26 protein-coding genes and 1 tRNA gene are annotated in these 25,797 nt (G+C 74.5%); 8 read left to right on the top strand and 19 right to left on the bottom strand.

The window, feature by feature from the left end; translation table 11 throughout:
* Positions 1–27 precede the first annotated feature (27 nt).
* The gene (locus PH191_RS06145) at positions 28–3,006 is read right to left on the bottom strand and encodes a cutinase family protein (protein WP_274193756.1); all 2,979 of its coding nucleotides are present in this window, start codon (positions 3,004–3,006) and stop codon (positions 28–30) included.
* A gap of 163 nt (positions 3,007–3,169) precedes the next feature.
* The gene (locus PH191_RS06150; protein ID WP_274193757.1) at positions 3,170–5,287 is read right to left on the bottom strand and encodes a S9 family peptidase; all 2,118 of its coding nucleotides are present in this window, start codon (positions 5,285–5,287) and stop codon (positions 3,170–3,172) included.
* Positions 5,288–5,361: 74 nt separating this feature from the next.
* Here PH191_RS06150 and PH191_RS06155 point away from each other — a divergent pair, with 74 nt between their 5' ends.
* Entirely contained in the window at positions 5,362–6,387 is a 1,026-nt protein-coding gene (locus PH191_RS06155) for a tryptophan--tRNA ligase (RefSeq protein WP_274194670.1), read from the top strand.
* A 25-nt stretch (positions 6,388–6,412) separates the two neighbouring features.
* On the opposite strand, the gene PH191_RS06160 is transcribed toward PH191_RS06155, so the two are convergent.
* Together PH191_RS06160 and PH191_RS06165 are read right to left on the bottom strand one after the other, a co-directional pair.
* On the bottom strand, positions 6,413–6,724 hold the full coding sequence (locus PH191_RS06160) for a hypothetical protein (protein WP_274193758.1): 312 nt from the start codon (positions 6,722–6,724) through the stop codon (positions 6,413–6,415).
* A 216-nt stretch (positions 6,725–6,940) separates the two neighbouring features.
* Positions 6,941–7,363 (bottom strand): HIT family protein, encoded by a 423-nt coding sequence (locus tag PH191_RS06165; RefSeq protein WP_274193759.1) that lies wholly within the window; start codon positions 7,361–7,363, stop codon positions 6,941–6,943.
* Positions 7,364–7,446: 83 nt separating this feature from the next.
* Between PH191_RS06165 and PH191_RS06170 the strand changes: the two genes are divergently transcribed.
* A complete protein-coding gene (locus PH191_RS06170) occupies positions 7,447–8,157 on the top strand; it encodes a type 1 glutamine amidotransferase (protein ID WP_274193760.1) in 711 nt (236 codons plus the stop codon).
* Positions 8,154–9,083, top strand: a complete 930-nt coding sequence (locus PH191_RS06175; protein WP_274193761.1) for a TIGR03854 family LLM class F420-dependent oxidoreductase — start codon at positions 8,154–8,156, stop codon at positions 9,081–9,083. Before PH191_RS06170 ends, PH191_RS06175 begins: the two co-directional genes overlap by 4 nt.
* Here the strand turns inward: PH191_RS06175 and PH191_RS06180 are convergent.
* A complete protein-coding gene (locus tag PH191_RS06180; RefSeq protein ID WP_274193762.1) occupies positions 9,080–9,490 on the bottom strand; it encodes a TIGR03618 family F420-dependent PPOX class oxidoreductase in 411 nt (136 codons plus the stop codon). The two genes, PH191_RS06175 and PH191_RS06180, sit on opposite strands and share 4 nt — an antisense overlap.
* Positions 9,491–9,525: 35 nt before the next feature.
* A complete protein-coding gene (locus PH191_RS06185) occupies positions 9,526–11,469 on the bottom strand; it encodes a hypothetical protein (protein WP_274193763.1) in 1,944 nt (647 codons plus the stop codon).
* A gap of 222 nt (positions 11,470–11,691) precedes the next feature.
* Here PH191_RS06185 and PH191_RS06190 point away from each other — a divergent pair, with 222 nt between their 5' ends.
* The 3 genes from PH191_RS06190 to PH191_RS06205 are packed head-to-tail and all read left to right on the top strand — an operon-like array spanning position 11,692 to position 14,873.
* On the top strand, positions 11,692–12,855 hold the full coding sequence (locus tag PH191_RS06190) for a type III PLP-dependent enzyme (protein ID WP_420791764.1): 1,164 nt from the start codon (positions 11,692–11,694) through the stop codon (positions 12,853–12,855).
* Positions 12,852–14,123: an adenosylmethionine decarboxylase gene (speD, locus tag PH191_RS06200; protein ID WP_337994043.1), complete on the top strand. Its 1,272-nt coding sequence runs from the start codon at positions 12,852–12,854 to the stop codon at positions 14,121–14,123. The genes PH191_RS06190 and speD overlap by 4 nt, the downstream gene beginning before the upstream one ends.
* Positions 14,124–14,156: 33 nt before the next feature.
* A complete protein-coding gene (locus PH191_RS06205; RefSeq protein ID WP_274193765.1) occupies positions 14,157–14,873 on the top strand; it encodes a hypothetical protein in 717 nt (238 codons plus the stop codon).
* Between the two features lie 7 nt (positions 14,874–14,880).
* Here the strand turns inward: PH191_RS06205 and PH191_RS06210 are convergent, their stop codons facing one another.
* The 3 genes from PH191_RS06210 to PH191_RS06220 form a co-directional block, all read right to left on the bottom strand.
* Positions 14,881–15,288, bottom strand: coding sequence for an acyl-CoA thioesterase (locus tag PH191_RS06210; RefSeq protein ID WP_274193766.1), 408 nt, complete (start codon positions 15,286–15,288; stop codon positions 14,881–14,883).
* Positions 15,285–17,012, bottom strand: coding sequence for an AMP-binding protein (locus tag PH191_RS06215; protein WP_420791781.1), 1,728 nt, complete (start codon positions 17,010–17,012; stop codon positions 15,285–15,287). Before PH191_RS06215 ends, PH191_RS06210 begins: the two co-directional genes overlap by 4 nt.
* An 80-nt stretch (positions 17,013–17,092) precedes the next feature.
* Positions 17,093–17,314 (bottom strand): DUF3618 domain-containing protein, encoded by a 222-nt coding sequence (locus PH191_RS06220; protein ID WP_274193767.1) that lies wholly within the window; start codon positions 17,312–17,314, stop codon positions 17,093–17,095.
* A gap of 82 nt (positions 17,315–17,396) precedes the next feature.
* Here PH191_RS06220 and bcp point away from each other — a divergent pair, with 82 nt between their 5' ends.
* Positions 17,397–17,870 (top strand): thioredoxin-dependent thiol peroxidase, encoded by a 474-nt coding sequence (gene bcp / locus PH191_RS06225; RefSeq protein ID WP_274193768.1) that lies wholly within the window; start codon positions 17,397–17,399, stop codon positions 17,868–17,870.
* 4 nt (positions 17,871–17,874) lie between these two features.
* Here bcp and PH191_RS06230 read toward each other — a convergent pair.
* The 5 genes from PH191_RS06230 to rph all read right to left on the bottom strand — a co-directional run bounded on the left by PH191_RS06230 (position 17,875) and on the right by rph (position 20,836).
* A tRNA-Leu gene (locus PH191_RS06230) sits at positions 17,875–17,948 on the bottom strand.
* Between the two features lie 124 nt (positions 17,949–18,072).
* A complete protein-coding gene (locus PH191_RS06235) occupies positions 18,073–18,903 on the bottom strand; it encodes an alpha/beta fold hydrolase (protein ID WP_274193769.1) in 831 nt (276 codons plus the stop codon).
* On the bottom strand, positions 18,900–19,481 hold the full coding sequence (locus PH191_RS06240; RefSeq protein WP_274193770.1) for a class I SAM-dependent methyltransferase: 582 nt from the start codon (positions 19,479–19,481) through the stop codon (positions 18,900–18,902). The genes PH191_RS06235 and PH191_RS06240 overlap by 4 nt, the downstream gene beginning before the upstream one ends.
* Positions 19,482–19,484: 3 nt before the next feature.
* Positions 19,485–20,096 carry an RdgB/HAM1 family non-canonical purine NTP pyrophosphatase gene (gene rdgB, locus PH191_RS06245; protein WP_274193771.1) on the bottom strand — a complete coding sequence of 204 codons (612 nt, stop codon included), beginning with the start codon at positions 20,094–20,096 and terminating at the stop codon, positions 19,485–19,487.
* On the bottom strand, positions 20,093–20,836 hold the full coding sequence (rph, locus tag PH191_RS06250) for a ribonuclease PH (protein ID WP_274193772.1): 744 nt from the start codon (positions 20,834–20,836) through the stop codon (positions 20,093–20,095). Before rph ends, rdgB begins: the two co-directional genes overlap by 4 nt.
* A gap of 60 nt (positions 20,837–20,896) precedes the next feature.
* On the opposite strand from rph, the gene PH191_RS06255 reads away from it, so the two are divergent.
* The gene (locus PH191_RS06255; protein WP_274193773.1) at positions 20,897–22,315 is read left to right on the top strand and encodes a DHA2 family efflux MFS transporter permease subunit; all 1,419 of its coding nucleotides are present in this window, start codon (positions 20,897–20,899) and stop codon (positions 22,313–22,315) included.
* 12 nt (positions 22,316–22,327) lie between these two features.
* On the opposite strand, the gene PH191_RS06260 is transcribed toward PH191_RS06255, so the two are convergent.
* From PH191_RS06260 to PH191_RS06280, 5 genes are all read right to left on the bottom strand, one after another.
* Entirely contained in the window at positions 22,328–23,086 is a 759-nt protein-coding gene (locus tag PH191_RS06260; RefSeq protein WP_274193774.1) for an MBL fold metallo-hydrolase, read from the bottom strand.
* Between the two features lie 86 nt (positions 23,087–23,172).
* Positions 23,173–23,823, bottom strand: a complete 651-nt coding sequence (locus PH191_RS06265) for a rhomboid family intramembrane serine protease (protein ID WP_274193775.1) — start codon at positions 23,821–23,823, stop codon at positions 23,173–23,175.
* A 104-nt stretch (positions 23,824–23,927) separates the two neighbouring features.
* On the bottom strand, positions 23,928–24,878 hold the full coding sequence (locus tag PH191_RS06270) for a PLP-dependent cysteine synthase family protein (RefSeq protein ID WP_274193776.1): 951 nt from the start codon (positions 24,876–24,878) through the stop codon (positions 23,928–23,930).
* Between the two features lie 21 nt (positions 24,879–24,899).
* Entirely contained in the window at positions 24,900–25,178 is a 279-nt protein-coding gene (locus PH191_RS06275; protein WP_274193777.1) for a MoaD/ThiS family protein, read from the bottom strand.
* A 130-nt stretch (positions 25,179–25,308) separates the two neighbouring features.
* Complete coding sequence (locus PH191_RS06280; protein WP_274193778.1) at positions 25,309–25,782, bottom strand: M67 family metallopeptidase; 474 nt, start codon at positions 25,780–25,782, stop codon at positions 25,309–25,311.
* Positions 25,783–25,797 lie beyond the last annotated feature (15 nt).

Below are 25,797 nucleotides of genomic sequence, written 5' to 3' on the forward strand. Positions count from 1 at the left end.
AGTGCCCGCAGGGCGCGATCGGCACACTCATCCGGGCGCTCGGGGCAGTTCGGACGGCCTGACGACGCCGCGGGTGGCGGTCGTGCCGGTGCCGGCTGAGCCCGAGGAGCCGGCCCCGGTGGACGCCGGCTCCGCACGGGTGCGCGTGCTGGTGCCCGTCCCGGCGCCGGTGTTGGACGCGTCGGTGCCGCCGTCGGCGTCCCCGGCCTGCGCGCCGCCCTGCCCGGACCCGCCGGCCGTCTCGGCGCCCGTCTCGGCGCCGGCGAGGCCCGACACCGACTCGAGCGTCTCGCCGATCTTGAGATCGTTCAGGAAGATCGTCGCCGGCTCGGCGGGCCCGCCGGTGTGGCGGTAGATGCCGGTCTTCAGGTAGTCGAACGAGTCGATCATCGTGCCGCGCGGCGGCCGGAAGTCCTGCAGCACCTGCCGGCCCCCGCGGTACACCGACACCGAGCCGCCGCCCTCCTCGAACCGGATGTCCAGCTGGACGTCGAGGTTGCGGCCCGCCTGCACCGGCCCGAGGTCGCGGACGCGATCGCCGACGTTGGCGAGCCACAGGTTGCCGTCGACGATCTCCAGCGCGACCGGCGGCGAGGTGTTCGTGCCGCCGTCGTGGAGCTGCCAGATGACCTGCCAGTCCGAGGTGTCGACCGGGAAGTCGGCCGGCAGGAAGGCGCTGTAGCCGAAGAACAGGTGCTCTCCGGCCCGGATGTCCTGGGCCTCCTCGGGACGGACCTCCGAGCGCTTGGCGCCCCCGGGCACCTCGAGCTTGACCACCTGCCGACCCGGCACGTTGGGGCTCTCGACCTCCTCCGGATCCAGCCCGCCACCCTCGACGTTGCCTCCGTTGGAGTCCTGGAAGCCCGCCAGGCCCGAGGTCAGCGACCACAGGGCGTCGGTGGCCTCGCCCGCGCTGCCGCCCCGCGACCCGCCGACCTGTCCGGAGCTGCCGGCCTCGTCGGCCGCGTCGGAGGGCGTGGGGCGGGTGGTCGTGGTCTCGGCGCCCGCACCCCCGGAACCCGAAACATCGGCACCAGACGCTTCGGAATCCGAAGCATCCCCGCCGGCGTCCTCACCACCCGAGCCCGTCGCGTCGGAGCCCGGTGCGCTTCCGGTGCTGCCCGTGCCGGTGCTGCCCGTCCCGCGGCCGCGCCCCGTGGTCGGCGGCTCGTCCGGTGGTGTCGTGGACCGGGGCGCCGCGCTGCTGTCTGCCGATCCGGTGCTCGATCCCGTCCCCGTGCCGCCGGTGCGGGGCGCCGTGGTGGGGGTCGGACCGCGCGAGCCCGTCGGCGTGGAGCCCGAGCCGGTGCCGGTGCCACCCGAGCTGCCGGTGCCCGGGGGCGTCGTGGCCGTCGCCCCGCCCGCGCCCGTGCCCGTGCCCGTGCCCGTGCCCGTGGCCGGCGGGGTGGTGGGCGTCGCGGCGCCCGAGCCGGTGCCGGTGCTCCTCCCGGGAGCCGTGGTGCCCGTGGACTCGGCCGCGCCGGCACCGGTGTCGTAGCCCGGGTCGGTGCCCGCCCCGGGCGCCGTGGTCCTCGGCGCCCCGGTCCCCGCGCCCGTGCCGGGAGCCGTGGTGCCCGTCGGCTCGGTCGCGCCGGCACCGGTGTCGTAGCCCGGGTCGGTGCCGGTGCTCGGGACCGTCGACCCCGTCGGCGCGGCCGAGCCGGTGCCCGCCCCGCCGGTGCCAGCGGGGGCGGCGGACCCGTCGCCGTCGTCGTCCCCGCCCGCGGGCGCCTGGCCGGTCGGGGCAGCACCGCCGGGCGTCGTCGTCCCCGGCGCCGTCGTGCCCGGCGCCGTGGTGCCGGCGGACGGAGCACCCGTGGCGGTGCCGGACGGCTGCCCGCCCGCGGGAGCCGTGCCGGGGGCCGGTAGCGAGGTGATGAGCCGGCCCAGCGACTCCGACGCCCAGGCCGTCGCCGGGGTGTCGGGAGCGACGGTCAGCTGCGGGTAGTCGATGTGCGCCGGGGCGGCGACGGCCTGCTCCAGCGGCGGCGGGGTGGCGCCCGCCGGAGTGGCGCAGACCGGGTCCTGGGGCGCACAGACCTCGATGGTGCGCGCGGCCAGCGCACCGAACCCGCCCTCGCGGGCCGCCAGCACGCCCTGTCCGGTGACGCCGGCGGGAACGGTGCGGACCCCGGCGCTGCGGGCGGGATCGCCGAACAGCCCGACGGCGAGGACCCGGTCGGCGGGGACACGCGGGTCCTGACCGGCCCCGATGCGGGCGGCGACGTCGCCGGCGACGTGGGCGCCCTGGGAGTAGCCGAACAGCATGGCGCGGCTGCCCGGGCACGCGGCGAGCTGCGCGGCCACCTGGTCGGTGAGGGTGCTGACCGCCTGCTGCTCGCTCGCCTCGTACGACGCGCCGACCTCCGGCCCGGCGACGGCGACCACGGCGAGCCGCTCCCCCACCTGCTGCACGAGCGGGTCGGTGACCGCCGCGAGCGTCTCGCCGCCCGCGGCGCCGCTGCCGTTCACGGCGAACAGCGTGACGTCCCGGCACTCGGCGGGCGCCGCACTGGGGGCAGCCAGGGTGACGACGCCCGTCCCGAACGCGCCGACCAGCAGCGTCGCGGCCAGCGTCCCCGCCACGGCGAGGACGCCCACGGGGCGCCGTCGCGGCCGGTCGGCCACCCCCGCGAGCACCGGCGCCCTCCGACGAGACCTCCGGCCGACGCCGTCCCACGCCCCACCGGTGCCGGGCACCGGCGTCGCGCGGGGCGCCCGCGCGTCGTCGACGGCGCCATCGGGGTGCACGACCAGCGGCCACGCGCTCCACCGCCCGGCCATCTCGACGCGGACGGGCCGCCCGAGGTGGGCCGCACGGCGAGCGGCGACCGCGAGCCCGGCGCGGTGCGGGTCGGCGCCGCGACCCACGGGCACGACCACGTCGTCGACGAGCAGCGGCACGCCACCCGGCGTGCGGTCGACCCGCAGCCGCACCACCGGCGCGGCGGGCACGGCGCGGCCGAACCGGTCGACGAGCTCGCCTCCGCCGCGCACCGACCGCATTCACGCCCCTCCAGCCCGGCGGGACCCGGCCGGGGCCGGGACGGGGGCGGGACCGGTCACACGGCGCCGGATCGCCCTCGCGCGGTCAGCATCGGCGAGCGCGCCGGCGCGTGGGTGCGGTTCCGGACAAGTCGCCGAAGTCTTCCCGAGTGCAAAGGCGCGGCTACCCCAGCGCGTCCCGCAGGAAGGCGACCTGCAGCAGGAGCAGGTTCTCGGCGACGACCTCCTGGGGCGTCATGTGCGTGACACCCGACAGCGGCAGCACGGTGTGCGGATGCCCCGCGGCGAGCAGGGCGGAGGAGAGCCGGAGGGTGTGCGCGGCGACGACGTTGTCGTCCGCGAGCCCGTGGACGAGCATGATCGGCCGAGCCGGAGCCGTCGTCCCGGGGTCGTGGAGGATCGAGGAGCGCTCGTAGGCGTCCGGGCGCATGTCCGGGTGGTCGAGATAGCGCTCGGTGTAGTGGGTGTCGTAGAGGCGCCAGTCGGTCACGGGCGCGCCCGCGACCGCCGCGTGGAAGACGTCGGGCCTGCGGAGCACCGCGAGGGCGGCGAGGTACCCACCGAAGGACCAGCCGCGGATCGCGACACGGTCCAGGTCGAGGTCGCCGACCTGCTCGGCCGCCGCGTGCAGCGCCGCGACCTGGTCCTCGAGCACCGGGGTCGCGAGGTCGCCGAACACCGCCCGCTCGTAGCCGGGCCCCCGCCCGGGGGTCCCGCGGCCGTCGGCGACGACGACGGCGAAGCCCTGGTCGGCGAACCACTGGCTGGTGAGGAACGCCCCGCGCGACGCGAGGACCCGCTGGGAGTGCGGCCCGCCGTAGGGGTCGACCAGCACCGGGAGCCGGCGGGAGCCCGCCACGTGGTCGTGCGGAAGCAGCACGGCCACCGACGGACCACCGGGGTCCGTCGCGACCCGCCGCACCTGCGGGACGAGCCCCGGCGACTGCGCGTGCGACACCACCCCGACCGAGCTGCCGTCGGCCCGCAGGACCGTGGTGCGGGTGCCGTCGGAGTCGAGGTCGGCGCCGGCGAGCACGGTGACCCCGCCCGCGCGGCGTCCCGACCACACGCCGTACTGCGGCCCCAGCCGCACGGCCCCGTCCGCCCGCGACCACGTCCACACCGTCACGTCCTCGGGCCGCTCGGAGGCGGTGAACAGCACGGTGTCGCCGTCGACGTCCGCGACACCCCGCACCTGCAGCCCGGCCGGCGTGACGGGCACGCCGTCGACCACCAGGCGGCGCGTGTCGTCCCGGTCGGCGCAGCGGACGAGGGCGCCGTCGGAGAGGTGCGTGGGGACGCCGCCCACGAGGTCGACCCAGACGTCGTCGGTCTGCTCCACGGCCACCGTCGTCTCGCCCGTGTCCGGGTCGACGCGGCGGACGTCGACGCGGCGCTGGTCGCGCGTGGAGACGGTGACGAGCATGTCGTGCACGCTCCACGCCACGTCGGCGAGATACGCGGTGTCCGCCCCGAGGTCGACGGCGGTACGGGTGCCGTCGAGGTCGACGAGGACGAGGTCGACGACGGCGTTGGCGGTGCCGGCCGCGGGGTAGGGCATCTCCGTCGGGCGGCGGTCGGGGTGCGCCGGGTCGGCGATCCACCACCGGCTCACCGGCCCGTCGTCGACGCGGGCGACGGCGAGCTGCGAGCCGTCGGGCGACCACCAGTACCCGCGGTAGCGGTTCATCTCCTCGGCGGCGATGAACTCCGCGAGCCCCCAGCTCACCCCGGGGCCGTCGCCGTCCTCGGGGCCGGCCAGGGCGTGGGTCGTGCCGGTCGCGCGTTCGTGGACGTACAGCGTGCCGGCGCGCACGGCCGCGACGCGGGCGCCCGTCGGGTCGGGCCGCGGGTCGATCACGGGCCCGTCCACCGGCAGCGGCTCCGGGCTCGCTCCGGGCACCAGGTCGACGGTGAACGCCCGGCCGGACACCACGAAGACCGCCAGGCTGCCCGCGGCGTCGAGGGCGTACTCGACGATCCCGCCCGACTGCTCGCGAACCCGCTCGCGGCGGGCGCGCTCCTCCGGCGGCAGGTCCTCCTCGCCGGGGACGTCGAGATCGCGCGGGTCGACGAGCAGGTGCTCCTGCCCGGAGGGGACGTCGAGCAGCCACAGGCACGTCACGGGGTCGTCGCCGGCGCGGCTGCGCAGCAGCACCACGCGGCGTCCGTCGGGCGAGACCGTGGGCCGGCGGGGGGCGCCGAGGGTGAACCGGCGCGTGGCGGCCTGGCGGCGCGGGAAGCTGGCCGTGGGATCGGAGGCGGCGGGGTCGACGGTCACGGGGCCGAGTCTGCCTGCTGCCACCCCCTCGACGCCCGAACCCGGTCGCCCCCTCCCGTTAGGCTCGGCCCGTGGTGGAGACGCAGCGGCGCAAGATCGCCCTGACCGGGATCAAGCCCAGCGGCGAGCCGCACCTGGGCAACTACGTGGGGGCGATCCGGCCGGCGCTGGAGCTCGCCCGCACGGCCGACTTCGACTCGCGGTACTTCATCGCCGACCACCACGCGCTCACGGGTACGCCCGCGGCCGGCGACATCGCCGCGTGGACCCGCTCGGTGGCCGCGACCTGGATCGCGGCGGGCCTCGATCCCGAGCGCACCGTCTTCTACAAGCAGTCCGACGTGCCGGAGACCTTCGAGCTGACCTGGATCCTGTCCTGCGTCACCGGCAAGGGCCTGATGAACCGCGCGCACGCCTACAAGGCGGCCCGCGACCGCAACGTCGAGGCCGGCGAGGACCCGGACGCCGGGATCAACCTCGGCCTCTTCGACTACCCGGTGCTCATGGCCGCGGACATCCTGATCATGGAGTCCGACCTGGTGCCCGTCGGTCGCGACCAGCTCCAGCACGTCGAGATCGCCGCCGACGTCGCGGGCAGCTTCAACCACCGCTACGGCCAGGGCTTCCGGTTGCGCATCCCCGAGGCGGTGGTGCCGCCGGAGACGACGGGCCACACGCTGCCCGGTCTCGACGGCCGCAAGATGAGCAAGTCCTACGACAACTACATCCCGCTCTTCCTACCCGCGCCGAAGCTCAAGAAGATGGTCCGCCGCATCCCGACCGACTCCACGCCGGTCGAGGCGCCGAAGGACCCGGACTCGTCGGCGGTGTTCCAGATCCTCGCCCAGTTCGCCGAGCCCGACGTCGTGGCCGACACCCGCAAGCGGCTCGAGGCCGGCGGCGTGGGCTGGGGTGACCTGAAGAACCAGCTCGCCGACGTGCTCGAGGCGCAGCTCGGCCCGCTGCGGGCGCGGTACGAGGAGCTCGTCGCGCCGGACAGCGAGCTCGACGCGATCCTGGCCCGCGGCGCCGAGGTGGCCCGCGAGCAGGCGTCGCGCGTGCTGCGGGGCGTGCGGCGCGCCGTCGGCGTGGAGGTCTGAGCCCGGCTCGGCCGGACCCGACGCGTCAGCCGATGGTGGTGCGCTCGGCGATCCCGGCCGACTCGCGGCGCGGTGCCGGCAGACCGGCGACCAGCCCGTCCCAGCCGCCGCGACGGCCCATCTCGTCGGGCGTCTCCGGGACCTCGGGGACCTCGCCCAGCCAGAGACGCAGCGGTCCCGTGTCGAGCGGACGCAGCGCGCCGTCGGGGTCGGTGGCCTCCGCGCGCCGGCGCAGCCAGGTGCCGAGCGCGACCGCCGTGACGATCGACGCGACGCACCAGCCGGTCACCACGATCGCGACCCACATGAGGACCGGCACGAGCACCTCCGACGTCACAGGGAGCGCGGTGACCGAGCGTGCTCGGGGGACCACCGCGTGCGTTGCGCTGAGGATGACATCTCACGTGGACCGGCGGGTAGGTTCTCACTCGATCGGACGTCCGGACACCAACCGTTGGGCGACCCTGAAGGACCGTTTGCGGCATCCGCGACCGTTGAGCGTCGAGTAGAGACCTTTCGGCGCGTCAGCGGGACCGACGACCAACGGTGAGAGTCATCCGGCTTCGAGAGCAGCAGCGATACTCCGAGCGACGGCAGCTGACTCGTCCGGAGAGGCGTAGGGGTGGCGCGGCCCGAGGAAGAAGCGCAGCCCGTCCTTGGGCCGGCGGGGGATCACGTGCAGGTGCAGGTGCGGCACCGACTGGCTGATCACGTTGTTGATCAGCACGAGCGATCCGGGCGCGTCCATGGCGCCCTCCACCGCCCGCTCGAGGCGCTGGGCGAGCGTGAAGAACGCCGGGAGCTCGGCGGGGGGCAGGTCGGCGAGCGTGGTGACGTGCGTCCGCGGGACGAGCAGGACGTGACCCGGGAAGACCGGCTTGGTGTCCAGGAACGCCACCGTCGTGGGGCCGGAGTGGACGACGTCGGCCGGCGCGTCGCCGGCGACGACCGCACAGAAGGCGCAGGGCTTGCTCACGGGTCGCAGCGTGTCAGGGTCACCGGATGGATCGACGCACCCGGGGCGTTGGGACGACCATGGAATCGGACATGGACCCGGCCGTGGACTCCCCGACCCTCCTCGTGATCGGCCACGAGACGGACACCGACACCGTGCCCGTGCTGGCCGGGACCCTGACCACCTGGGCGACGGACCGCGGCGTCACCGTCGTACCCGTCGTCGCCGGGCAGTCGCTGCCCGATCCCGCCGACGTGGACGCGATCGCCGTCCTCGGCTCGGCGCAGGGCGCGTGGGACGACGACGTGCCGTGGCTCGCCCCCGAGATCGAGCACCTCCGGGCGGCGATCGCCGCCCACACGCCGGTGCTCGGCATCTGCTTCGGCGGCCAGCTGCTCGCGCGCGTGCTCGGCGGCCGGGCCGAGCCCGCCTCGGGACGCCGCGAGAACGGGTGGCAGGAGATCATCACCACCGCCCCGGACGTGGTGCCCGCCGGGCCGTGGATGGAGTTCCACTTCGACACGTTCACCGCGCCCCCGTCGTCGGAGGTGCTCGCCACCTCGCCCCGCTGCGACCAGGCGTTCCGCGAGGGCCCGCACCTGGGCCTGCAGTTCCACCCCGAGGTCACCCCCGAGGAGTTCGATCTCTGGATGCGCCGGTTGTCCGCGGAGCGCCTGATCGAGCTCGGCATCGACCCCGCGGCCCTGCGCGCCGAGACCGTCGCGCGCGCCGAGGAGTCGCGCGTCGCGAGCTGGGGCCTGTTCGACGCGTTCGCCGAGCGGGCGGGACTGGTGAACCGCACAGTGGCCCGATGAGCAGTGCCCAGACGACGAGTGACCCGATGAAGGTCCGGGTCGGCATCGGCGCCGGACCCTCGCGCGACGACCCGGCCGCGGCCACGCTCGAGCTCGTCGACGGCTGCGAGGCGCGGGGCATCGACTCGGTGTGGTTCCCCGACCGCATCGCCGCGCCCGCCATCGAGCCGCTCGTGGCGATGGGCTGGGCCGCCGCCCGCACGAGCTCGCTGAAGGTCGGCAGCGGCGTGATCGTCCTGCCGGGCCGCAACCCGGCGGTCGTGGCGGCTCAGCTGGCCTCCCTCGCCGCCCTGGCACCGAAGCGGATCCTGCCGGTCTTCGGCCTGCGCCCCGCCACCGCGGCCGAGCGCACCGCGTACCCGGTCAAGGGGCCGCGTGCGGCGGTGTTCGAGGAGGCCCTGACGGTGGTGCGGCGCCTGCTCACCGAGGAGTCGGTGACGTTCCACGGGGCGTTCTTCGTGCTCGACGACGCCGTCGTGGCGCCGCGCCCGGCCCGTCCGCTCGACCTCTGGCTCGGTGGCCTCGTGCCGGCCGCCCTGCGCCGGGTCGGACGGCTGGCCGACGGGTGGCTCGCCTCGTTCGTCACCCCCGCCGAGGCGGGCGAGGCACGTCGCACGATCGCCGCCGCGGCCGACGAGGCGGGTCGCGAGGTCGAGGACGACCACTACGGCACGAACCTCCTCGTCCTGCCGCCCGGGACGTCCGCGCAGGACGCGGACCGGGCGCGCGCGTCCTTCGCGCACCGGCGGCCCGAGATCGACCCGGACGAGCTCCTCGTCGACGGCTGGGACGCCGCGCGCGCTCAGGTGCAGCGGTTCGTCGACGAGGGCATCACGAAGTTCGTCGTCCGGCCGGCCGTCGCGCCGGTGTCGTGGCCGGGGTTCCTCGACGAGTTCGCCGAGCACCTCGTGCCGCTGGAGAGTTAACGACTGCCCATCACTCGGGTCAGCGCGATCTCCAGGACGACGCGCTTCGGGTTCTCCCGCGGGACGCGGTAGCGCTGCGCGTAGCGGTGCTCGCCGTCGGCCACCGACTCCGGATCGTCCCGGACCACCGCCAGCCCCTCGAGCGTCGACCACCGGCCGCGGTCGACCTGGCTGACCGCGACCCGCGCGCCGCCCTCCCCCGCCGCGCGCACCTGGCGGGCCTTGACGCTGGTGCCCGACGTGATGACCCGCGCGATCGCCGTGTCCAGGTCGAGGGTGACGCCGACGGGCACGACGTGCGGCGACCCGTCACGGCGCAGGGTCGTCAGCGTGCAGAGGTGGTACTCGGACCAGAACCGCGCGAACTCCTCGCCGCGCGCGTGCAGGTCGGCCGGTGTCACGGTCACGGACGCCGATGGTGCCCTGCCGGGTGCGCGGGCGGTCACCCGCCCTGCGGGGGCGGCGGTGACGCCGACCGGGTGACGGTGTCGGCGAGCCACGCCCAGAAGCGCGGGTCCATCGGTGACGTGGTCGGGATGACCATCTGGGGCTCCACCTCCGCCGCGCTGGTCGACGTCCGGTCCGACGAGCTGTCCGAACTGTCCGAGCTGTCCGAGCTGTCGGAGCTGTCGGAGCTGCGGGAGCTCTCCGAGCTGGTCCCACCCGGATCGCTGTCCCCGGTGGCCACGGTGCGCCGCGAGGTCGGGCCTCCGGTGGCCGAGCTGCCGGTGGCCGAGCTGCGGGTGGTCGGGTCGTCGTCGGCCGTGGCCCGGGTGCTGGCGCGGGACGAGGTCTCCGACGACCGGTCCGAGCCGCCCGACGACTCCGACGAGTCCGACGACTCCGGGGCCTGGGTGGTCGTCCGGGGCCGTGTCGCGGTGACCGACTCGTCGCCCGCGGACGCCGAGGCCTCCCCGCGCGAGGCGGACGCCGACGCGCCCCCGGCAGTGGCCTCGGCGCCGCCGGCCGACGCCGAGGCGGACGGGCGGGCGGACCGCGACGCGGTCGACGAGGGGTCGGCCTCGGTGGTGTCCGGAGCCGACGTGTCGATGTCCGGCCCCGGGTCGCTGTCGTCCGGCGCGCTCGTGCGGGTGGTGAGCGACGCCCCGGTGGTGGGGTCGACGGTGGTGGTGGTGCCCTGCTGCGGATCGGTGGTCGTGGTGACCCCGGTGGACGGGTCGGTGGTCGTGGTGGGCGCCGCGGAACCCTCCGACGCGTCCTCGTCCGGCGCGACCGTGGCGTCGCTCGGGAGCGGCCAGCCCTCAGGCGTCGTGGTGGGCAGCGAGCGCTCGGCGGTGCCCTCCGGCGTCGACTCCGGGACGCTGCTCTCGGCGTCCACGCTCTCCGTGGGCTGGCCGTAGGTCGGCCAGCCCTCGGGCGTGGTCGCCGCGGTGCGGGCGCCGGTGGGCAGCTCGAGGGTGGGGTCGTCGGCCGTGGTCGCGGGCGGGCTGGTGGACGCCCCGCCGGGCCGGTCGGTGGGGGTCTCCGCCGGCGTCCGGGCCGGGGTCCCGGTGGGCGAGGACGGCTCGTCGGCGCCGCTGGGCAGCAGGTCGGGCAGCAGACCGCCGCCTCCCTCATCCCGGCCACGCTCGTCACCGTCACCGCGGTCGCCGCCGCGGCCGCCACCGTTGCCCTCGCCCCGGCCACCCTCACTCCGGCCCCCGTCACCCCGGCCGCCCTCGTCCCGGCCGCCGCCGTTGCCGCCGGGCGAGCCGGTGGGCTCGTCGCGCGTCGGGTCGGGCAGGAGCGGGAGGTCGAGGACCGGGCCGGCGTCGTCGTCCGCCGTCTCCCGCGGCCCGGTCTCCCGCGGCCCGGTCTCCGCCACCGTCTCCCGCGGCCCGATCTCCGGCGGCCCGGTCTCCGGCGGCGAGGTGGGCGCCGGACCTCCCGTGTCGAGCGGGATGCTCGGGTCGAGGGGCGGCTCGATGAGGTCGGGCGAGCTGTCGGCACCGGGCAGGGGCACGGGGTCGAGCTCGGGCGCGAGCTGGTCGAAGCCCGGGGGCGGCGTGACGGGCTGCTCGGAGCCGGGATACGCGGGCTCGCCCGCAGGGGCCGACGGCGTGCCGAGCGGGCGCGAGCCGGGCAGCGGGATGGGCGTCAGGGGCGGGGCGACATCATCGGGCAGGGAGCCGTCGGGGAGAGAGCCGCCGGGCAGGGCCTGGGGGTCGCCGGTGGACGGGGCGGACGCGTCGGGCGCGTCGGTGATGGGCTCGCCGGAGCCCGGCTCGCCCTCGGAGGAGCCGTCGACCGTCTCGGAGGTGGTGGGGGCGTCCGACGCGCTGCCGGTGAGGCCGGTGGCGTCGTCGCGGGGGCCGGCCGGGACGACCGCCGTGCCCACACCGAACAGCGCGGCGACAAGGGCGACCGTGAACAACGTGGTGACCACGATGTTGCGCGGAGTGCGGAACGGCCACGGTCGCGGACGCGGCGCCGGGTTCCACCCTCGGGACGAGGTGGACGGCATTCAACCCCCATCGAATCCAGCGTCGAATCCAGCCCGCCCCCGACAGCGGTCCGTGGCCCCACGACCTCGGAGATCTGTACGGTACGCCGCACCTGTGGGCCGGGTCAGCCGTTTCGTGGTTCTCCCGGCTTTTCCGCGGGCACGATGGAGGGCGTGGGTGCCGAGCTCGGTGCGCGCGACGTCGCGCGCCCTCCGACCATCGAGACGACGTCCCCCCGACTCGACCTCGACCTGGCCGTCGTGCGCGGCGCCTATCGCACGATGCGTGGCCTGCTGCCCGACGTGGAGCTCTGCTACGCGGTCAAGGCCAACCCGCAACCCGAGGTCCTCGCCCTGCTCGTCGCCGAGGGCGCCTCGTTCGACCTGGCGAGCGTCGGCGAGCTCGACCTCTGCCTGCTCGCCGGCGCCCGTCCCGGCGCACTGTCCTGGGGCAACCCGGTGAAGAAGGTCACCGACGTCCGGGCCGCGTGCGCCGCCGGCGTCGCCCGGTTCACCACCGACGCCCCGGCCGACGTCGACCTGCTCGCCCGCGAGGCCCCCGGCGCGACCGTGGGCGTGCGGCTCGCGGTCGGCGACGACGGTGCGGCGACGCCTTTCGCGGGCAAGTTCGGCGCCGGCGAGGACGAGGCCGTGGCGCTCCTGGGCCGCGCCCGGGCGGCGGGTCTCGACGCTGCCGGGATCGGGTTCCACGTCGGCAGCCAGCAGCGCGACCCCCGTGCCTGGGCGCGCGCGATCGACGTCGCCGCCCGGGTCGCCGCACGCCTCGGCGGGGGCGCGCCGAGGGAGCTGAACCTCGGCGGCGGCTTCCCCACCACGCACGCCGGCGGGCCGACGCCCGACCTCGCCGCCTGCGCCGACGCGATCCGCGAGGCCCTCGCCCGTCACGCCGACCGGTGGCGTCCCCGCCTCGTGGCCGAGCCGGGTCGCGCGCTGGTGGCCGACGCCGGGACGCTGCGCGCCGAGGTGGTGCTCGTCGCCGAGCGCGCCGGCCGGCGGTGGGTCTACCTGGACGTCGGCCGCTACCAGGGGCTCGCCGAGACCGAGGGCGAGATGATCGTCTACCGGCTCCGGACGCCCGGGCGCACCGGCGCGACCGGCCCCGTCGTGCTGGCCGGCCCCACCTGCGACGGCGACGACGTCCTCTACCGGCACGCCGGCGTCCGCCTGCCCCTCGACCTCGCGGCCGGCGACGTCGTCGAGTTCCTCGGCGCCGGCGCCTACACGGCCAGCTACGCCTCGGTGGGCTTCAACGGCCTGCCGCCCCTGCCCACGTACGTGCACGAGACCCCGGAGGAAGGTGGGAATTGACGACCACGACCCCGACCACGCACCGGACGGTCCCCGCGTCGTTCGCGGGCCGCCACGTGCTCGCCGAGCTGCGCGGCGTCGATCCCGCCGTGCTCGGCGACGAGCACGCCGTGGCGGACGCCCTGCGCCGCGCGCTCGACGAGGGTTGCGCGACGGTGCTCGACGTCGTCACCCACCGGTTCGAGCCCCAGGGCACCACCGTTATGGCGTTGCTGGCCGAGTCGCACGCCTCGGTGCACGCGTACCCGGAGGCCTCCGCGGCGTTCGTGGACGTCTTCACCTGCGGCGTCCAGGCCGACCCCGAGCTCGTCGTCGACGCCCTGGGCCGTGAGCTGGGTGCGGCGGAGGTGCGCGCGCAGGTCGTCGCCCGGGGTGCCGGTCTCGCGCCCGCCGGCGGCGGCCGGGAGGTCGACGAACCGCTCGCGGCCGGGATACGCCGGCGCTGGCGGCTCGACGAGGTGCTCTGGCGGGGTCGTACGGAGTGGCAGGACATGATGGTCGCGCGCACCGCGCAGGGTGTCTCGCTGTTCTGCGACGGCGAGCGCCAGTCCACCGAGCAGAGCCAGCTCGTCTACCACGAGGCGCTCGCCGTCCCCCCGATGCTGCTGGCCGACGAGCTGCACTCGGTGCTCGTCGTCGGGTCGTCCGAGGGCGTCGTCTCCCAGCTCGCGCTGGCCGCCGGGGCGACCCGCGTCGACCACGTCGACATCGACACCGAGTGCGTCCGCCGGTGCGCCGAGCTGCTCCCCTACGGCTACACCCCCACCGAGCTGGCCGCCGCCGAGGCCGGCGACGGCCCGGTGCGCATGCACTACGCCGACGGCTGGCAGTTCCTCGCCGACGCCGCCGCGCGCGGCGACCGCTGGGACGTCGTGATCGTCGACCTGCCCGACGAGCCGGTCGAGGTGACCGACCCCGCCCAGCACGCCCGGCTCTACGGCGCGGAGTTCCTGCGCCGGTGCGCCGACGTCCTCGCCCCCGGCGGGGTCGTGTGCTCGCAGGCGGGCTGTCCGACCCTGTGGCGCAACGACACGCTGCAGCGGATGACCGACCGCTTCGACGACGTGTTCGCGACGGTCCTGCCCTACTGCTCCGACGAGCACGAGTGGGCCTACCTCAGCGGCCGCGTGCAGCCGGTGGACGACCCGGTCGCGCTCGCGATCGCGCGCCTGCACCGCTTCCCCGAGCTGACCTCGATCGACGCCGACGCCCTGCGCCGCGGCGCGATCCTGCCGTTCGCGGTGCGTGCTCGCCTGCCTGTGTCCTGACCCGGAGGACCGCGCACACGCCATGATCGGCGCGTGGGCGTCGCGCTGATCGTGGTCTGGGCGATCCTCGGGCTGCTGTGGCTGGTCACGGCGCCGGGCGTCCTGGTCGCGTTCGCCGCGGTCGGGGACCCGCCGCGCGGGTTCCTGCCGGGGTGGGTGCTCGCGTTCCTCGGCTGGCTGTCGGTGCCCGTGACGGTGGTCCTGGCCCTGGTCGCGATCGCCGGCGACGGGGCGGTCGGCGTCCGGCCGTGGCTGCCGGTGGCCTCGCTGCTCGTCGTCCCCGCCGGCTACCTGGTCGGACTCGTGACCGTCCGGGTGGTCGCCCGGCTGGGAGGCGGTCCGCCGCCACCACCGACGCCCCCGCGACGCCTCCGTCCCGGGGACCTCGACGCCCTCGACGACGACGCCCTCGCCGCCCACCAGCTCGACGTCGTCGGGGCGGCCGTCGCCCGGTGGTTCCCGGACGGGACGTCGGGCCTCGACCCCGCGTTCCCGCGCCTCGTGCTCGACAGCATCCGGCGCGGCGACGACGGCGAGGCCGTCCGGCGGGCGCTCGACGAGCACCGCGACCTCGAACGGGGCCGGCGGACCCTCACCCCCCCCCCCCCCGCGCGCCAGCACGCCCTCTGGGCGCTGCTGATGCTCGCCCGCCTGCGCGGGGTGCGCGGACCCGACCGACCCCCGCGACGCGACGAGCCCATGCACCAGGAGCTCCTCGACCACGCCCACGACGCGCTCGAGAACGACTGACGGGACGTCAGCCCAGAACCGCCGCCAGCTCGTCGGGGATGCCGGGCGCCTTGCTCCAGTCGCCGGTCTCGGGGTCACGCATCACGACGACGTAGACGTTGCGGCCGACCACGGCCACCTCGTCCGCCGACCGGTACACGGTGAACCCCAACGTAAAGCTCGTCGTCCCCCGGCGCTCGCAGGTGACCTCGACGCGGGCGTCGTCCCGCCAGCGCACCGAGCCGCCGTAGTCGAGCTCGGAGTGCACGACCATGACGTCGACCCCCGAGGCGATCAGCTTCGGGTAGGGCAGGCCGACGTGGTCGAGGAAGCCGGTGAAGGCCTCGTCGAACCAGGTCAGGTAGTGGCCGTTGAACACCACGCCCTGCTGGTCGATCTCCACGTACCGCGGGACGACGGCGAACGAGTAGGTCACTGGCGCAGCTCGGGGAAGTCCTCGTCCCGGTACTCGCTGTCCGGGGCCGCCGCGTCGGGGCTCGGGCGCAGCTCGTCCTCCCGGCCGCGGAGCTCGACACGACGGATCTTCCCGGAGATCGTCTTGGGCAGCTCGTAGAACTCGAGGCGGCGCACGCGCTTGTAGGCCGGCAGGTTCTCGCGGGCGTGGCGCAGGATCGCGAGCGCCGTCTCGCGCGAGGCCTCGTAGCGGGTCGAGAGCACGATGTAGGCCTTGGGCACGGCCAGGCGCAGCGGGTCGGGTGACGGGACGACGGCGGCCTCGGCGACCGCGTCGTGCTCGATGAGCACGCTCTCCAGCTCGAACGGGCTGATGCGGTAGTCCGACGCCTTGAACACGTCGTCCGAGCGCCCGACGTAGGTGATGTAGCCGTCCGCGTCGCGGGAGCCGACGTCCCCGGTGTGGTACAGGCCGTCGCGCATGACCTCGTCGTTGCGCTCCGCGTCGTCCTTGTAACCGACCATCAGCCCGAGCGGGCGGTCGGCGAGGTCGATGCAGATCTCGCCCTCGTCGCCGCGCTCGCCGGTGACCGGGTCGACCAGGACGATCGGGTAGCCCGGCAGCGGGCGACCCATCGAGCCGTCCTTGACCGGCTGCCCGGGCGGGTTGCCGATCTGGAGTGTGGACTCGGTCTGGCCGAAGCCGTCACGGATGGTCATGCCCCAGGCCTCGCGGACCTGCTCGATGACCTCGGGGTTGAGGGGCTCGCCGGCGCCCACGAGCTCGCGCACCGGCACCTGCACGCGCGTCAGGTCGGCCTGGATCAGCATCCGCCACACCGTCGGCGGCGCGCAGAACGTGCTGACGCCCTTCTCGACGATCACGTCGAGCAGCTTGTCGGCGTCGAACTTGGTGTAGTTGTAGATGAAGATCGTCGCCTCGGCGATCCACGGGGCGAAGACGTTCGACCACGCGTGCTTGGCCCAGCCCGGCGAGGCGACGTTGAGGTGCACGTCGCCCGGCTGCAGCCCGATCCAGTACATCGTCGACAGGTGGCCGACGGGGTAGCTCGTGTGCGTGTGCTCGACGAGCTTGGGCTTCGACGTCGTGCCCGAGGTGAAGTAGAGCAGCAGGGTGTCGCTGCCCTTGGTCGGTCCGTCGGGCGTGAACTCGGCCGGGGCGTCGTACGCGGCGGAGAAGTCGAGCCAGGGCTCGGTGATGCGGTCACCCACGGCGATCTTGGTGTAGTCGCCGGGGACGTCGTCGAACTTGTCGACGTCGACGTCGCGGACGACGACGTGCTTCGCGTTGCCGCGGTCGATGCGGTCGCGCAGGTCGGCGGCACCGAGCATCGGCGTCGACGGGATGAGGATCGCGCCGATCTTCATCACCGCGAGGATGGTCTCCCACAGCTCGACCTGGTTGGCGAGCATGAGGATGACCCGGTCGCCGCGCCCCACGCCCTGCGCCCGCAGCCAGTTGGCGACGCGGTTCGAGCGCTCGCTCATGTCGGCGAACGAGTACTTCGTCTCCCGCCCGTCCTCCTCGACGACCCACAGCGCCGGACGCTGCGAGGTGCCGGGGTCGGAGCCGATGGCGTCGAAGTGCTCGAGGGCCCAGTTGAACTCCTCGAGCTGCGGCCACGCGAAGTCGCGCATCGCGGCGTCGAGGTCCTCGCGCCGCTCCAGCAGCAGATCCCGCGCCCGGCGGAACTCGGTCGCGGCCTTGCTGAGCTCCGACACGATGGGCCCTTCCCTCGAGACGCCGATGGCCGAGGCGGTTCTACCACCTCGGCCATCGGACCCGGGAGACGCTGCGTCCCCCGCTACTTGAACAGCTTCCGCAGGATCACGAGCCCCACCAGTGCGCCGGCGGCGTAGACGGCGTACTTGATCCTCGGGTCGGCCCACTTCTGGGCGGCCATCTCCTTGCCCTGCTCCGAGAGGCGCTGGGGGCTGGCCTTCTCGGAGAGCTCGTCGAGGGCTCCGGCCAGCGCCTCGCGCGCTTGCTGGATCTCCTTCTCGATGGCGTCCGTGTCCCGTGCCACGACACCTCCCGTGTGGTCGTCGGTCGCGCTGACCGTCGCTCGTTCGCGACCGGCCGGTGGTCGGCGGCTATCCTGCCCGCCCGTGACCGCCGATACCCGCTTGGCCCCCGGTCAACCCGCGCCGGACTTCTCGCTGACCTCCGATCAGGGGTCGACGGTGTCGCTCGCCGACCACCGCGGGCACCGCGTCCTCGTCTACTTCTACCCGGCCGCCATGACCCCGGGGTGCACGAAGGAGGCCTGCGACTTCCGCGACAACCTGGCCTCGTTCAACGACGCCGACGTCGCCGTCCTCGGGATCTCACCCGACAAGCCGGAGAAGCTCGCGAAGTTCCGCGACAAGGAGGGCCTGACCTTCCCGCTGCTCTCCGACCCGGACAAGTCGACCCTGGCGGCGTACGGCGCCTACGGCGAGAAGACGATGTACGGGAAGACCACGGTGGGCGTCATCCGCTCGACGTTCCTCATCGACGCGGAGGGGAACATCGAGGAGGCGCAGTACGGCGTCAAGGCCACCGGCCACGTGGGCCGGCTCCTGCGCGATCTGAAGCTGTAGGGAGTACCGGCGACGGGACTCGAACCCGCACTGTGCGACCCCTAAAATCGCCCTCTCTGCCGTTTGGAGTACGCCGGCTCGCCGCTAGGAGCAAGGCCCCTGGTGCGACCGCCTTCACGATACGAGGTCCGGCCATGATCACCCCGGGTGCTCCTCCGGGCCCGCTCAGCGGGCTCGACGGAGCACCGGGAGCGATCGCGCCCTACAGCAGCGCCCGCACCGCCGCCGCGACCTCGTTCGCCGCCTCCAACGGCACGAAGTGCCCCACGTCCTCGAGGTGGTGCACGCCGCGCAGGTCGCTGAACGCCCGCTCCAGCCCCTCCGCCAGGCGCGGCGGGAAGAGCGGGTCCTGGTCGCCCCAGAGCACCGTGGTCGGGACGGCCACCGGCGCCGGCGGCTCCTGCCCGCGCACCGCGAGCGCGGTGGCCAGGGTCGCCGACCCCGAGCGGTACCAGTTCAGGGACGTCGTGAAGGCGCCCGGACGGGCGTAGGCCTCGACCAGCTCATCGGTCACCGACGCGATCGCCCGGTGCCCCCAGTGCGACCAGAAGTGCTCGAGGTAGGTCCGCACGGCGGGATCGGACCCGTCCACCAGCTGCGAGGCCAGCTCCAGCTGGTGGAAGTCCTGGTACCAGAACTCGGCGCGGTGGTCGTCGTCGAGCGAGGCCGCCGCCGAGCCGGGGTGGATCGCGTTGCCCAGCACCAGGGCCCGGACACGCTCGGGACGGGTCCGCGCGAGGTGTGCCGCCGTCGTCGAGCCCACGTCGTACCCGACCAGCACCGCGTCGTCGAAGCCCAGGTGGTCCATCAGCTCGATCACCGCGGCGGACTGGGCGCCGCGGCCGAAGTCCGTCGCCGGCCGGTCCAGGTCGGACGGCGTGAAGGAGGCACCGAAACCCAGCAGCTCGGGCACGACGACCTGGGCGTCGCGCTCGAGCAGCGGCAGCAGCGCGCGGTAGTCGGACGCCGCCCCGGGCCAGCCGTGGAGGCAGACGACGGGGACGCCGTTGCCCTCGTGCGCGTAAGAGATCACGCGACTTCGAGTACCCGGAATCCCGCGTTCGACGACAGCCGGGTCGTCGGGTGGCCCTGCTCGGTGAGCCAGCGGGCGAGCGAGTCCGAGCCCAGGTTCTTGCTCACGACGAGGTAGGACGGCCCGTCGACGCGCGGCAGCCAGCGCAGCAGCAGCTCGTGCAGCGCGGCCTTGCCCGAGCGGATCGGCGGGTTGGACCAGAGCTGGGCGAACCGCACGTCGTCGGGCACCTCGTCGGGGCGGCAGACGCGGACGTTGGACAGGCGCGCCGCCGCCGCGTTGGCCCGCACGAGGTCCAGCGCGCGGTCGTTGACGTCCACCGCCCACACCGTCGCGCCCGGCTGCTGCGCGGCGAGCCAGAGCGCGATGGGCCCGTAGCCGCAGCCGAGGTCGAGCAGGTCGCCCTCGGCGGGCTCGGGGGCGTGCGCCAGGAGCACCCGGGTGCCCTTGTCGAGGCGGCCGCGCGAGAACACCCCGGCGTCGGTGGTCAGGTCGAGCGCGACCCCGCCGACCTCGAGACGGAACGACACCGGGTCCGACGCCGACCCGGGCTGCTCCGAGAAGTACTGGTCGGTCACGTGCTAGCCCAGCTCCGACAGCCGAGGGAGCAGCGCCCGCAGGGCCTGGGAGCGGTGGGAGACCGCGTCCTTCTCCTCCGGCGCCATCTCCGCCGAGGTGCGCGACTCGCCCTCGGGCACGAACGCCGGGTCGTAGCCGAAGCCGTTCGTGCCCCGCGCCAGGCGGATCAGGGTGCCGGGCCAGCGTTCGACGACGACGACCTCGCGCCCGTCGGGGTGGGCGGCGGCCGCGGCGCAGACGAACGCGGCGCCACGCCGGTCCTCGGGGACGTCGGCCATCTGGTCGAGGACGAGCGCCAGGTTCGCGGCGTCGCGCTCGGTCCGCGAGCCCCTGCGGCCCGACCAGCGGGCCGAAAGCACCCCGGGCATCCCGTTCAGCGCGTCCACGGCGAGCCCGGAGTCGTCGGCGACGGCCACGAGCCCCGTCGCCGCGGCGGCGTCACGGGCCTTGGCCAGCGCGTTCTCCTCGAACGTCGCGCCGGTCTCGGGGGCTTCGGGGAACTCGGGGACGTCGTCCAGCCCCCTGATCTCCAAGCCCTCGATCCCCTGGGCGTCGACGAGCCGGCGCAGCTCCGCGAGCTTGGCGTCGTTGCGGGTGGCCAGCAGGATCTTCACGGCAGCTCCCCCGGGTAGGGCGCGGCGAGCGCGGCGATCTGGAGCTCGGTGAGTCGCGCGCAGCCGGCGAGCGCCGAGTCGAGCATCGCGTCGAGCGTGGCGCGGGTGTAGGTGGCGCCCTCGCCGGTGCCCTGGACCTCGACGAGGGTGCCGGTGTCGGTGGCCACGACGTTCATGTCGACCTCGGCCCGCGAGTCCTCCTCGTAGGGCAGGTCGAGGCGCACGCGCCCGTCGACGACGCCCACGGAGACCGCGGCGATCGAGCACGAGAGCGGCTGCGGGTCGGCGAGGCGCTTGTGGGCGCGCAGCCAGGTCACGGCGTCGGCGAGGGCGACGTAGGCGCCGGTGATCGCTGCGGTCCGGGTGCCGCCGTCGGCCTGCAGGACGTCGCAGTCGAGCTGGATGGTGTTCTCGCCGAGCGCGCGCAGGTCGATCGCCGCGCGCAGCGATCGGCCGACCAGTCGGCTGATCTCGTGCGTGCGCCCGCCGACGCGGCCCTTCACCGACTCCCGGTCGCTGCGGGTGTGCGTCGCCGACGGGAGCATCGCGTACTCGGCGGTGAGCCAGCCGAGTCCGCTGCCCTGACGCCAGCGCGGGACGCCCTCGGTGACGCTCGCCGCGCACAGCACCGTCGTCTGCCCGAACGAGACGAGCACCGATCCCGCGGGGTGCTGCTGGAACCCGCGCCGGATGCTGATCTCGCGGAGCTCGTCGTCCGCCCTGCCATCGCTGCGTGCCACGAGCGACCACCCTAGGAGCCACCCGGCACGCGACGGTTCGTCGGGCTAACTTCGACGGTCGTGCGTACCGACGGCCGGACCGGGCTCGTGCTGATCGCGAGCTGCCTCGCCCAGTTCATGGTCGTGCTCGACGTCTCGGTGGTGAACGTCGCGCTGCCCGCGATGCGCACCGCGCTCGGGTTCGACGCCGAGGGGCTGGCCTGGGTCGTCAACGCCTACACGCTGGCGTTCGCGGGGTTCCTGCTGCTGGGCGGCCGGGCGGCGGACTACTTCGGGCGACGCCGCATGTTCCTCGTCGGGCTCGGGATCTTCGGCTTCGCCAGCCTCGTCGGCGGGCTCGCGAACGACCCGGCGCTGCTGCTCGCCGCCCGCGCGGCCCAGGGCCTGGGCGGGGCGGTGCTCTCCCCCGCGTCGCTGGTCATCCTGCAGACGACGTACGCCGAGGGCGCGGCGCGCGCCAAGGCGTTCGGCTGGTGGTCGGCGATGGGCGGCGTCGGCGGCGCCGCGGGCGGGCTGGCCGGCGGCGTGCTCGTCGGCCTGCTGAGCTGGCGCTGGATCTTCCTGGTCAACGTGCCCGTCGTCGTCCTGACCGCGCTGCTGACCCTCGCCGTGGTGCGGGAGACGCGCGCCGAACAGCGGCCGGGGCTCGACGTCGCCGGCGCCGTCCTGGTCACGGGGGGCCTGGTCGCCCTGGTCTTCGGGGTGGTGTCGCTGGAGTCCTCGCCGTGGACCTCGGCGCGCGTCCTGGGGAGCGTGGCGGGCGCGGTCGTGCTGCTCACGGCGTTCGTGGTGGTGCAGCGCCGCAGCCGCCATCCGCTGGTGCCGCTCTGGGTGTTCCGCATCCGGGCGGTGAGCACCGCCAACGTCGTCATCCTGCTGATCACGTCGGCGATGTTCTCGATGTGGTTCTTCGTCTCGCTGCACATGCAGGGCGTCCTGGGGTTCGACGCGCTGACCGCGGGCCTGGCGTTCCTGCCGCAGTCCGCCTCGGTGGTGGTCGGCTCGCAGATCTCCTCGCGGCTGGTGTCCCGGCTCGGCGCCCGGGCGATGATCGTCGCGGGGGCGACGCTGACCGCCGCGGGCTTCGCCTGGTTCTCGCTGCTGACGCCCACCACGAGCTGGGCGGCCGGGATCCTCGGGCCGGGCATCGCGGTGTCGCTCGGCATGGGCATCGTCTTCCCCGCGGTGACGACGGCGGCGACGAGCGGCGTCGACGGCGGCCTCGCGGGCCTGGTCAGCGGGCTCGTCACCACCTCGCGCCAGATCGGTGGCGCCGTGGGCCTCTCGGTGCTCTCGACGCTGGCGGCCGCGCACACGGCCACGCTGACCGCCGAGGGCGCGCCCGCGGCCGTCGCCTCGACGTCGGGCACGACGGCCGCGTTCACCGTCGCGGCCGTCGTGGTGGCGATCGCGGCGCTGGTCGCGCTGCTCATCCCGGCCCCGGAGCGGGCGGGGACGCCGGAGCCGGCCCGGGTCTAGCCGGATCTCGTCCTAGATCTCGTAACGCCCGTCGGGCACGACGAGCTCGACCGGGCCCGGGTACTCCTCCTTGGCCTCGGCGAGCAGGGCCTGCCCATCGGCCCAGGACGGGACGTGGGTGAGCAGCAGGCGCTTGACGCCGGCCTGGCGCGCGGTGCGCCCGGCCTGCTTGCCCGACAGGTGCACCCCCCGCGGCCGCTCCGGCCCGTCGCTCCACGTCGACTCGCACAGCAGCACGTCCGCGTCGCGGGCGAGAGCGACGAGCTCGGCGCACGGCCCGGTGTCGCCGGAGTAGACGAGCGTCCGGCCCTCGTGCTCGAACCGGGTGCCGTAGGCCTCGCACGGGTGGTCGACGGGGGCGCTCGTCAGCGCGATCGGCCCGATGGCGGCCGGCCCGAGCGCGAAGGGGCGGTGGACGAAGACGTCGGTGAGGTCGGTCGCGACGCGCTCGTCCGACGACGGCGCGTAGGCGACGGCCAGGCGCACCTCGGACTCGGTCGGACCGTGCAACGGCACGATCTTGCCGGGGCCGTCCGGGTGGTAGCGCCGGTGGACGATCAGCCCGGAGATGTCCGCGCAGTGGTCGGGATGCAGGTGGGACAGGACGACCGCGTCGATGTCGAACGGATCGATGTGCCGCTGGAGCACACCGAACGCACCGTTGCCGAGATCGAGGACGACGGACGTGTCGCCCGCGCGGACGAGGTAGCTCGAGGCCGCGGAGTGCGGGCCGGCGCCGCTGCCGGAGCACCCCAGGACGGTCAGTTCCACGAGCGCACCCTACGGGCCTGACCTCTCCGAACGCACAGGCCCGCGAGCAGTACCCGGGTCACGGAACGAACACGGACACCCGGCCGTCACGACACCGCGGGCGTCCCGGTCGGCCCCGGCCGGCGCCGGTCGGCCGCGACGGTGAACCGCGCCGCGATGATCCCGCCGATCGCTCCGCACAGGTGCGCCTGCCACGAGATGCCGGGGTTGCTCGGCAGCACACCGAGCAGCAGCGACCCGTAGATCAGGAACAGGACGACGGCGAGCACGATCTGCCCCACCGACCGCGCGAAGAAGCCGCGGACCAGCAGGAACGCGAACCAGCCGAAGATGATGCCCGAGGCGCCGATCGTCGAGCCCGGGCTGCCGATGAGCCAGGTGCCGACGCCGCTGACCACCCAGATCACCGCGGTGACGGCGAGGAACTGGCCGAGCCCGCCGGCGAGGACGAGGAACCCGAACACCAGCAGCGGGACGGTGTTGCTCGCGAGGTGCTCGAAGCCGCCGTGCAGGAACGGCGCCCACAGGATGCCGCCGAGGCCCTCGACGCTGCGCGGGATGATGCCGTCGTCGTCGAGACCCTGCGGCGGGTCGATCGCGACGAACACCGTGCGGTCGAGGATCTCGAGCACCCACAGGAGCGCGACGAATGCGGTGATCGTCACCGCCGCGCGCAGCGGCTGAGCGGGCCAGATGCGGGGCGCGGGTCTCGCCGGGACACCGGACGGGCTGGTCACGCCCCGACACTACGACCGGGGGCGCCGGATCCGCGTGGGGTCGAGCCCCTGAACAATGCCGGGGTGGCGACCACTGGACGTCGCGCCGGCGGCGCGCGACGACGCTAGGCCCAGAGCTGGCCCTCGAGCGCCTCGGCGGCCTCCTCGAGCGTGCCGGAGTAGGCACCGGTGGACAGGTACTTCCACCCGCCGTCGCAGACCACCATGACGATGTCGGCGTCGTCGTCGCCCCCCGCGGCCTTCTCGGCCTGGGCGAGGGCGGCGTGGAGGATTCCGCCGGTCGAGATGCCCGCGAAGATTCCCTCCTGCTCGACGAGCTGGCGGGTGCGGCGCAGCGCGTCGAAGGCGCCGACCGAGTACCGCCCGGTGAGCACGTCGGGGTCGTAGAGCTCGGGCACGAAGCCCTCGGCGATGTTGCGCAGCCCGTAGACCAGCTCGCCGTAACGGGGCTCGGCGGCGATGATCTGGCAGTCCGGCTTGTGCTCGCGCAGATACCGACCGGTGCCGACGAGCGTGCCGGTGGTGCCGAGGCCCGCGACGAAGTGCGTGATCGTCGGCATGTCGCGCAGGACCTCGGGCCCGGTGCCCTCGTAGTGCGCCAGCGCGTTGGCCGGGTTGCCGTACTGGTAGAGCATCACCCAGTCCTCGTGCTGGGCGGCGATCTCCTTGGCCGTCGCGACGGCCTGGTTCGACCCCCCGGCCGCCGGCGAGAAGATGATCTTGGCGCCGTACATCTCGAGGAGCTGGCGCCGCTCGGCCGAGGTGTTCTCGGGCATGACGCAGACCAGCTCGTAACCCTTGAGCTTGGCCGCCATCGCGAGCGAGATGCCGGTGTTGCCGGAGGTCGGCTCCAGGAGGGTGCACCCCGGGGTCAGCCGACCGTCGGCCTCGGCCTGCTCGATCATCCGCAGCGCCGGCCGGTCCTTGATCGAACCCGTCGGGTTGCGGTCCTCCAGCTTGGCCCAGAGCCGTACGTGCGGCGCCGGGGAGAAGGACGGCAACCCCACCAGGGGCGTCTCCCCCAGGGCGTGGATCAGGGACTCGTACCGGGCCATCGTCGTCTCCTCAGAGCGCTCCTAGCGCGAGCCGCCCGCCACCGCGGGAAGGATCGTCACGGTGCCGCCATCGGGGACCTGCGCGTCGAGGCCCCCGGTGAAGCGCACGTCCTCGTCGTTGACGTAGACGTTGACGAACCGGTGCAGCGCGCCGTCGGTCACCAGCCGGTCCTTGATGCCGGGGTGGTTGGCCTCGAGGTCGGTGATGACCTCCTGCAGGGTGGTGCCCTCGGCCTTGACCTGCTTCTCGCCCCCGGTGTGGGTGCGCAGGATGGTCGGGATCGAGACGGTGGCGGACACGGGTTCCCTCCGGATCGGGGTGGACTGGTGGTGAGACAGCGTGGTGGGGACAGCGTCGCACGGCGTCGCGACATTCCGCGGTCCGATGGATGGTGACGGGATACCCGCGGAGGACCTGCGGCGACGCTTGTCAGGGACGCGCCGGGTCGACCTGGTCGGGGACGTCGGACGCGCCGGTGTGGCTGAACATGTAGTTCTCCACCACCTGCACCTCCTCCTCGGTGACCTCGCCGTCGACGATCCGGTACGAGCGCAGCTCGTGCTCCTCGGGATCGCGGGTGCCGACGAGCACGTAGTGCGCGAACGGCTCCTGCGCCAGCGAGATGTCGGTGCGCGACGGGTACGGCTCGGTGGCGGTGTGCGAGTGGTAGACGACGACGGGGATCTCGTCGTTCGCGTCCATCGCCTTGTAGACCTTCAGCTGCTCCATCGAGTCGAAGCGGTAGAAGGTGGGCGACCGCTCGGCGTTCTCCATCGGCACGAAGCGCTCGGGCCGGTCGGAGCCGTCGTCGGGGCCCGCGAGGATGCCGCAGGCCTCGTCCGGGTGGTCCCGGCGGGCGTGCGCGACCATCTGCTCGACGAGGTCGGCCCGGATCACCAGCACGCCTCCAGTCTACGG

It is taken from the genome of Actinomycetospora callitridis (assembly GCF_028737265.1).
Lineage (GTDB): Bacteria > Actinomycetota > Actinomycetes > Mycobacteriales > Pseudonocardiaceae > Actinomycetospora > Actinomycetospora callitridis.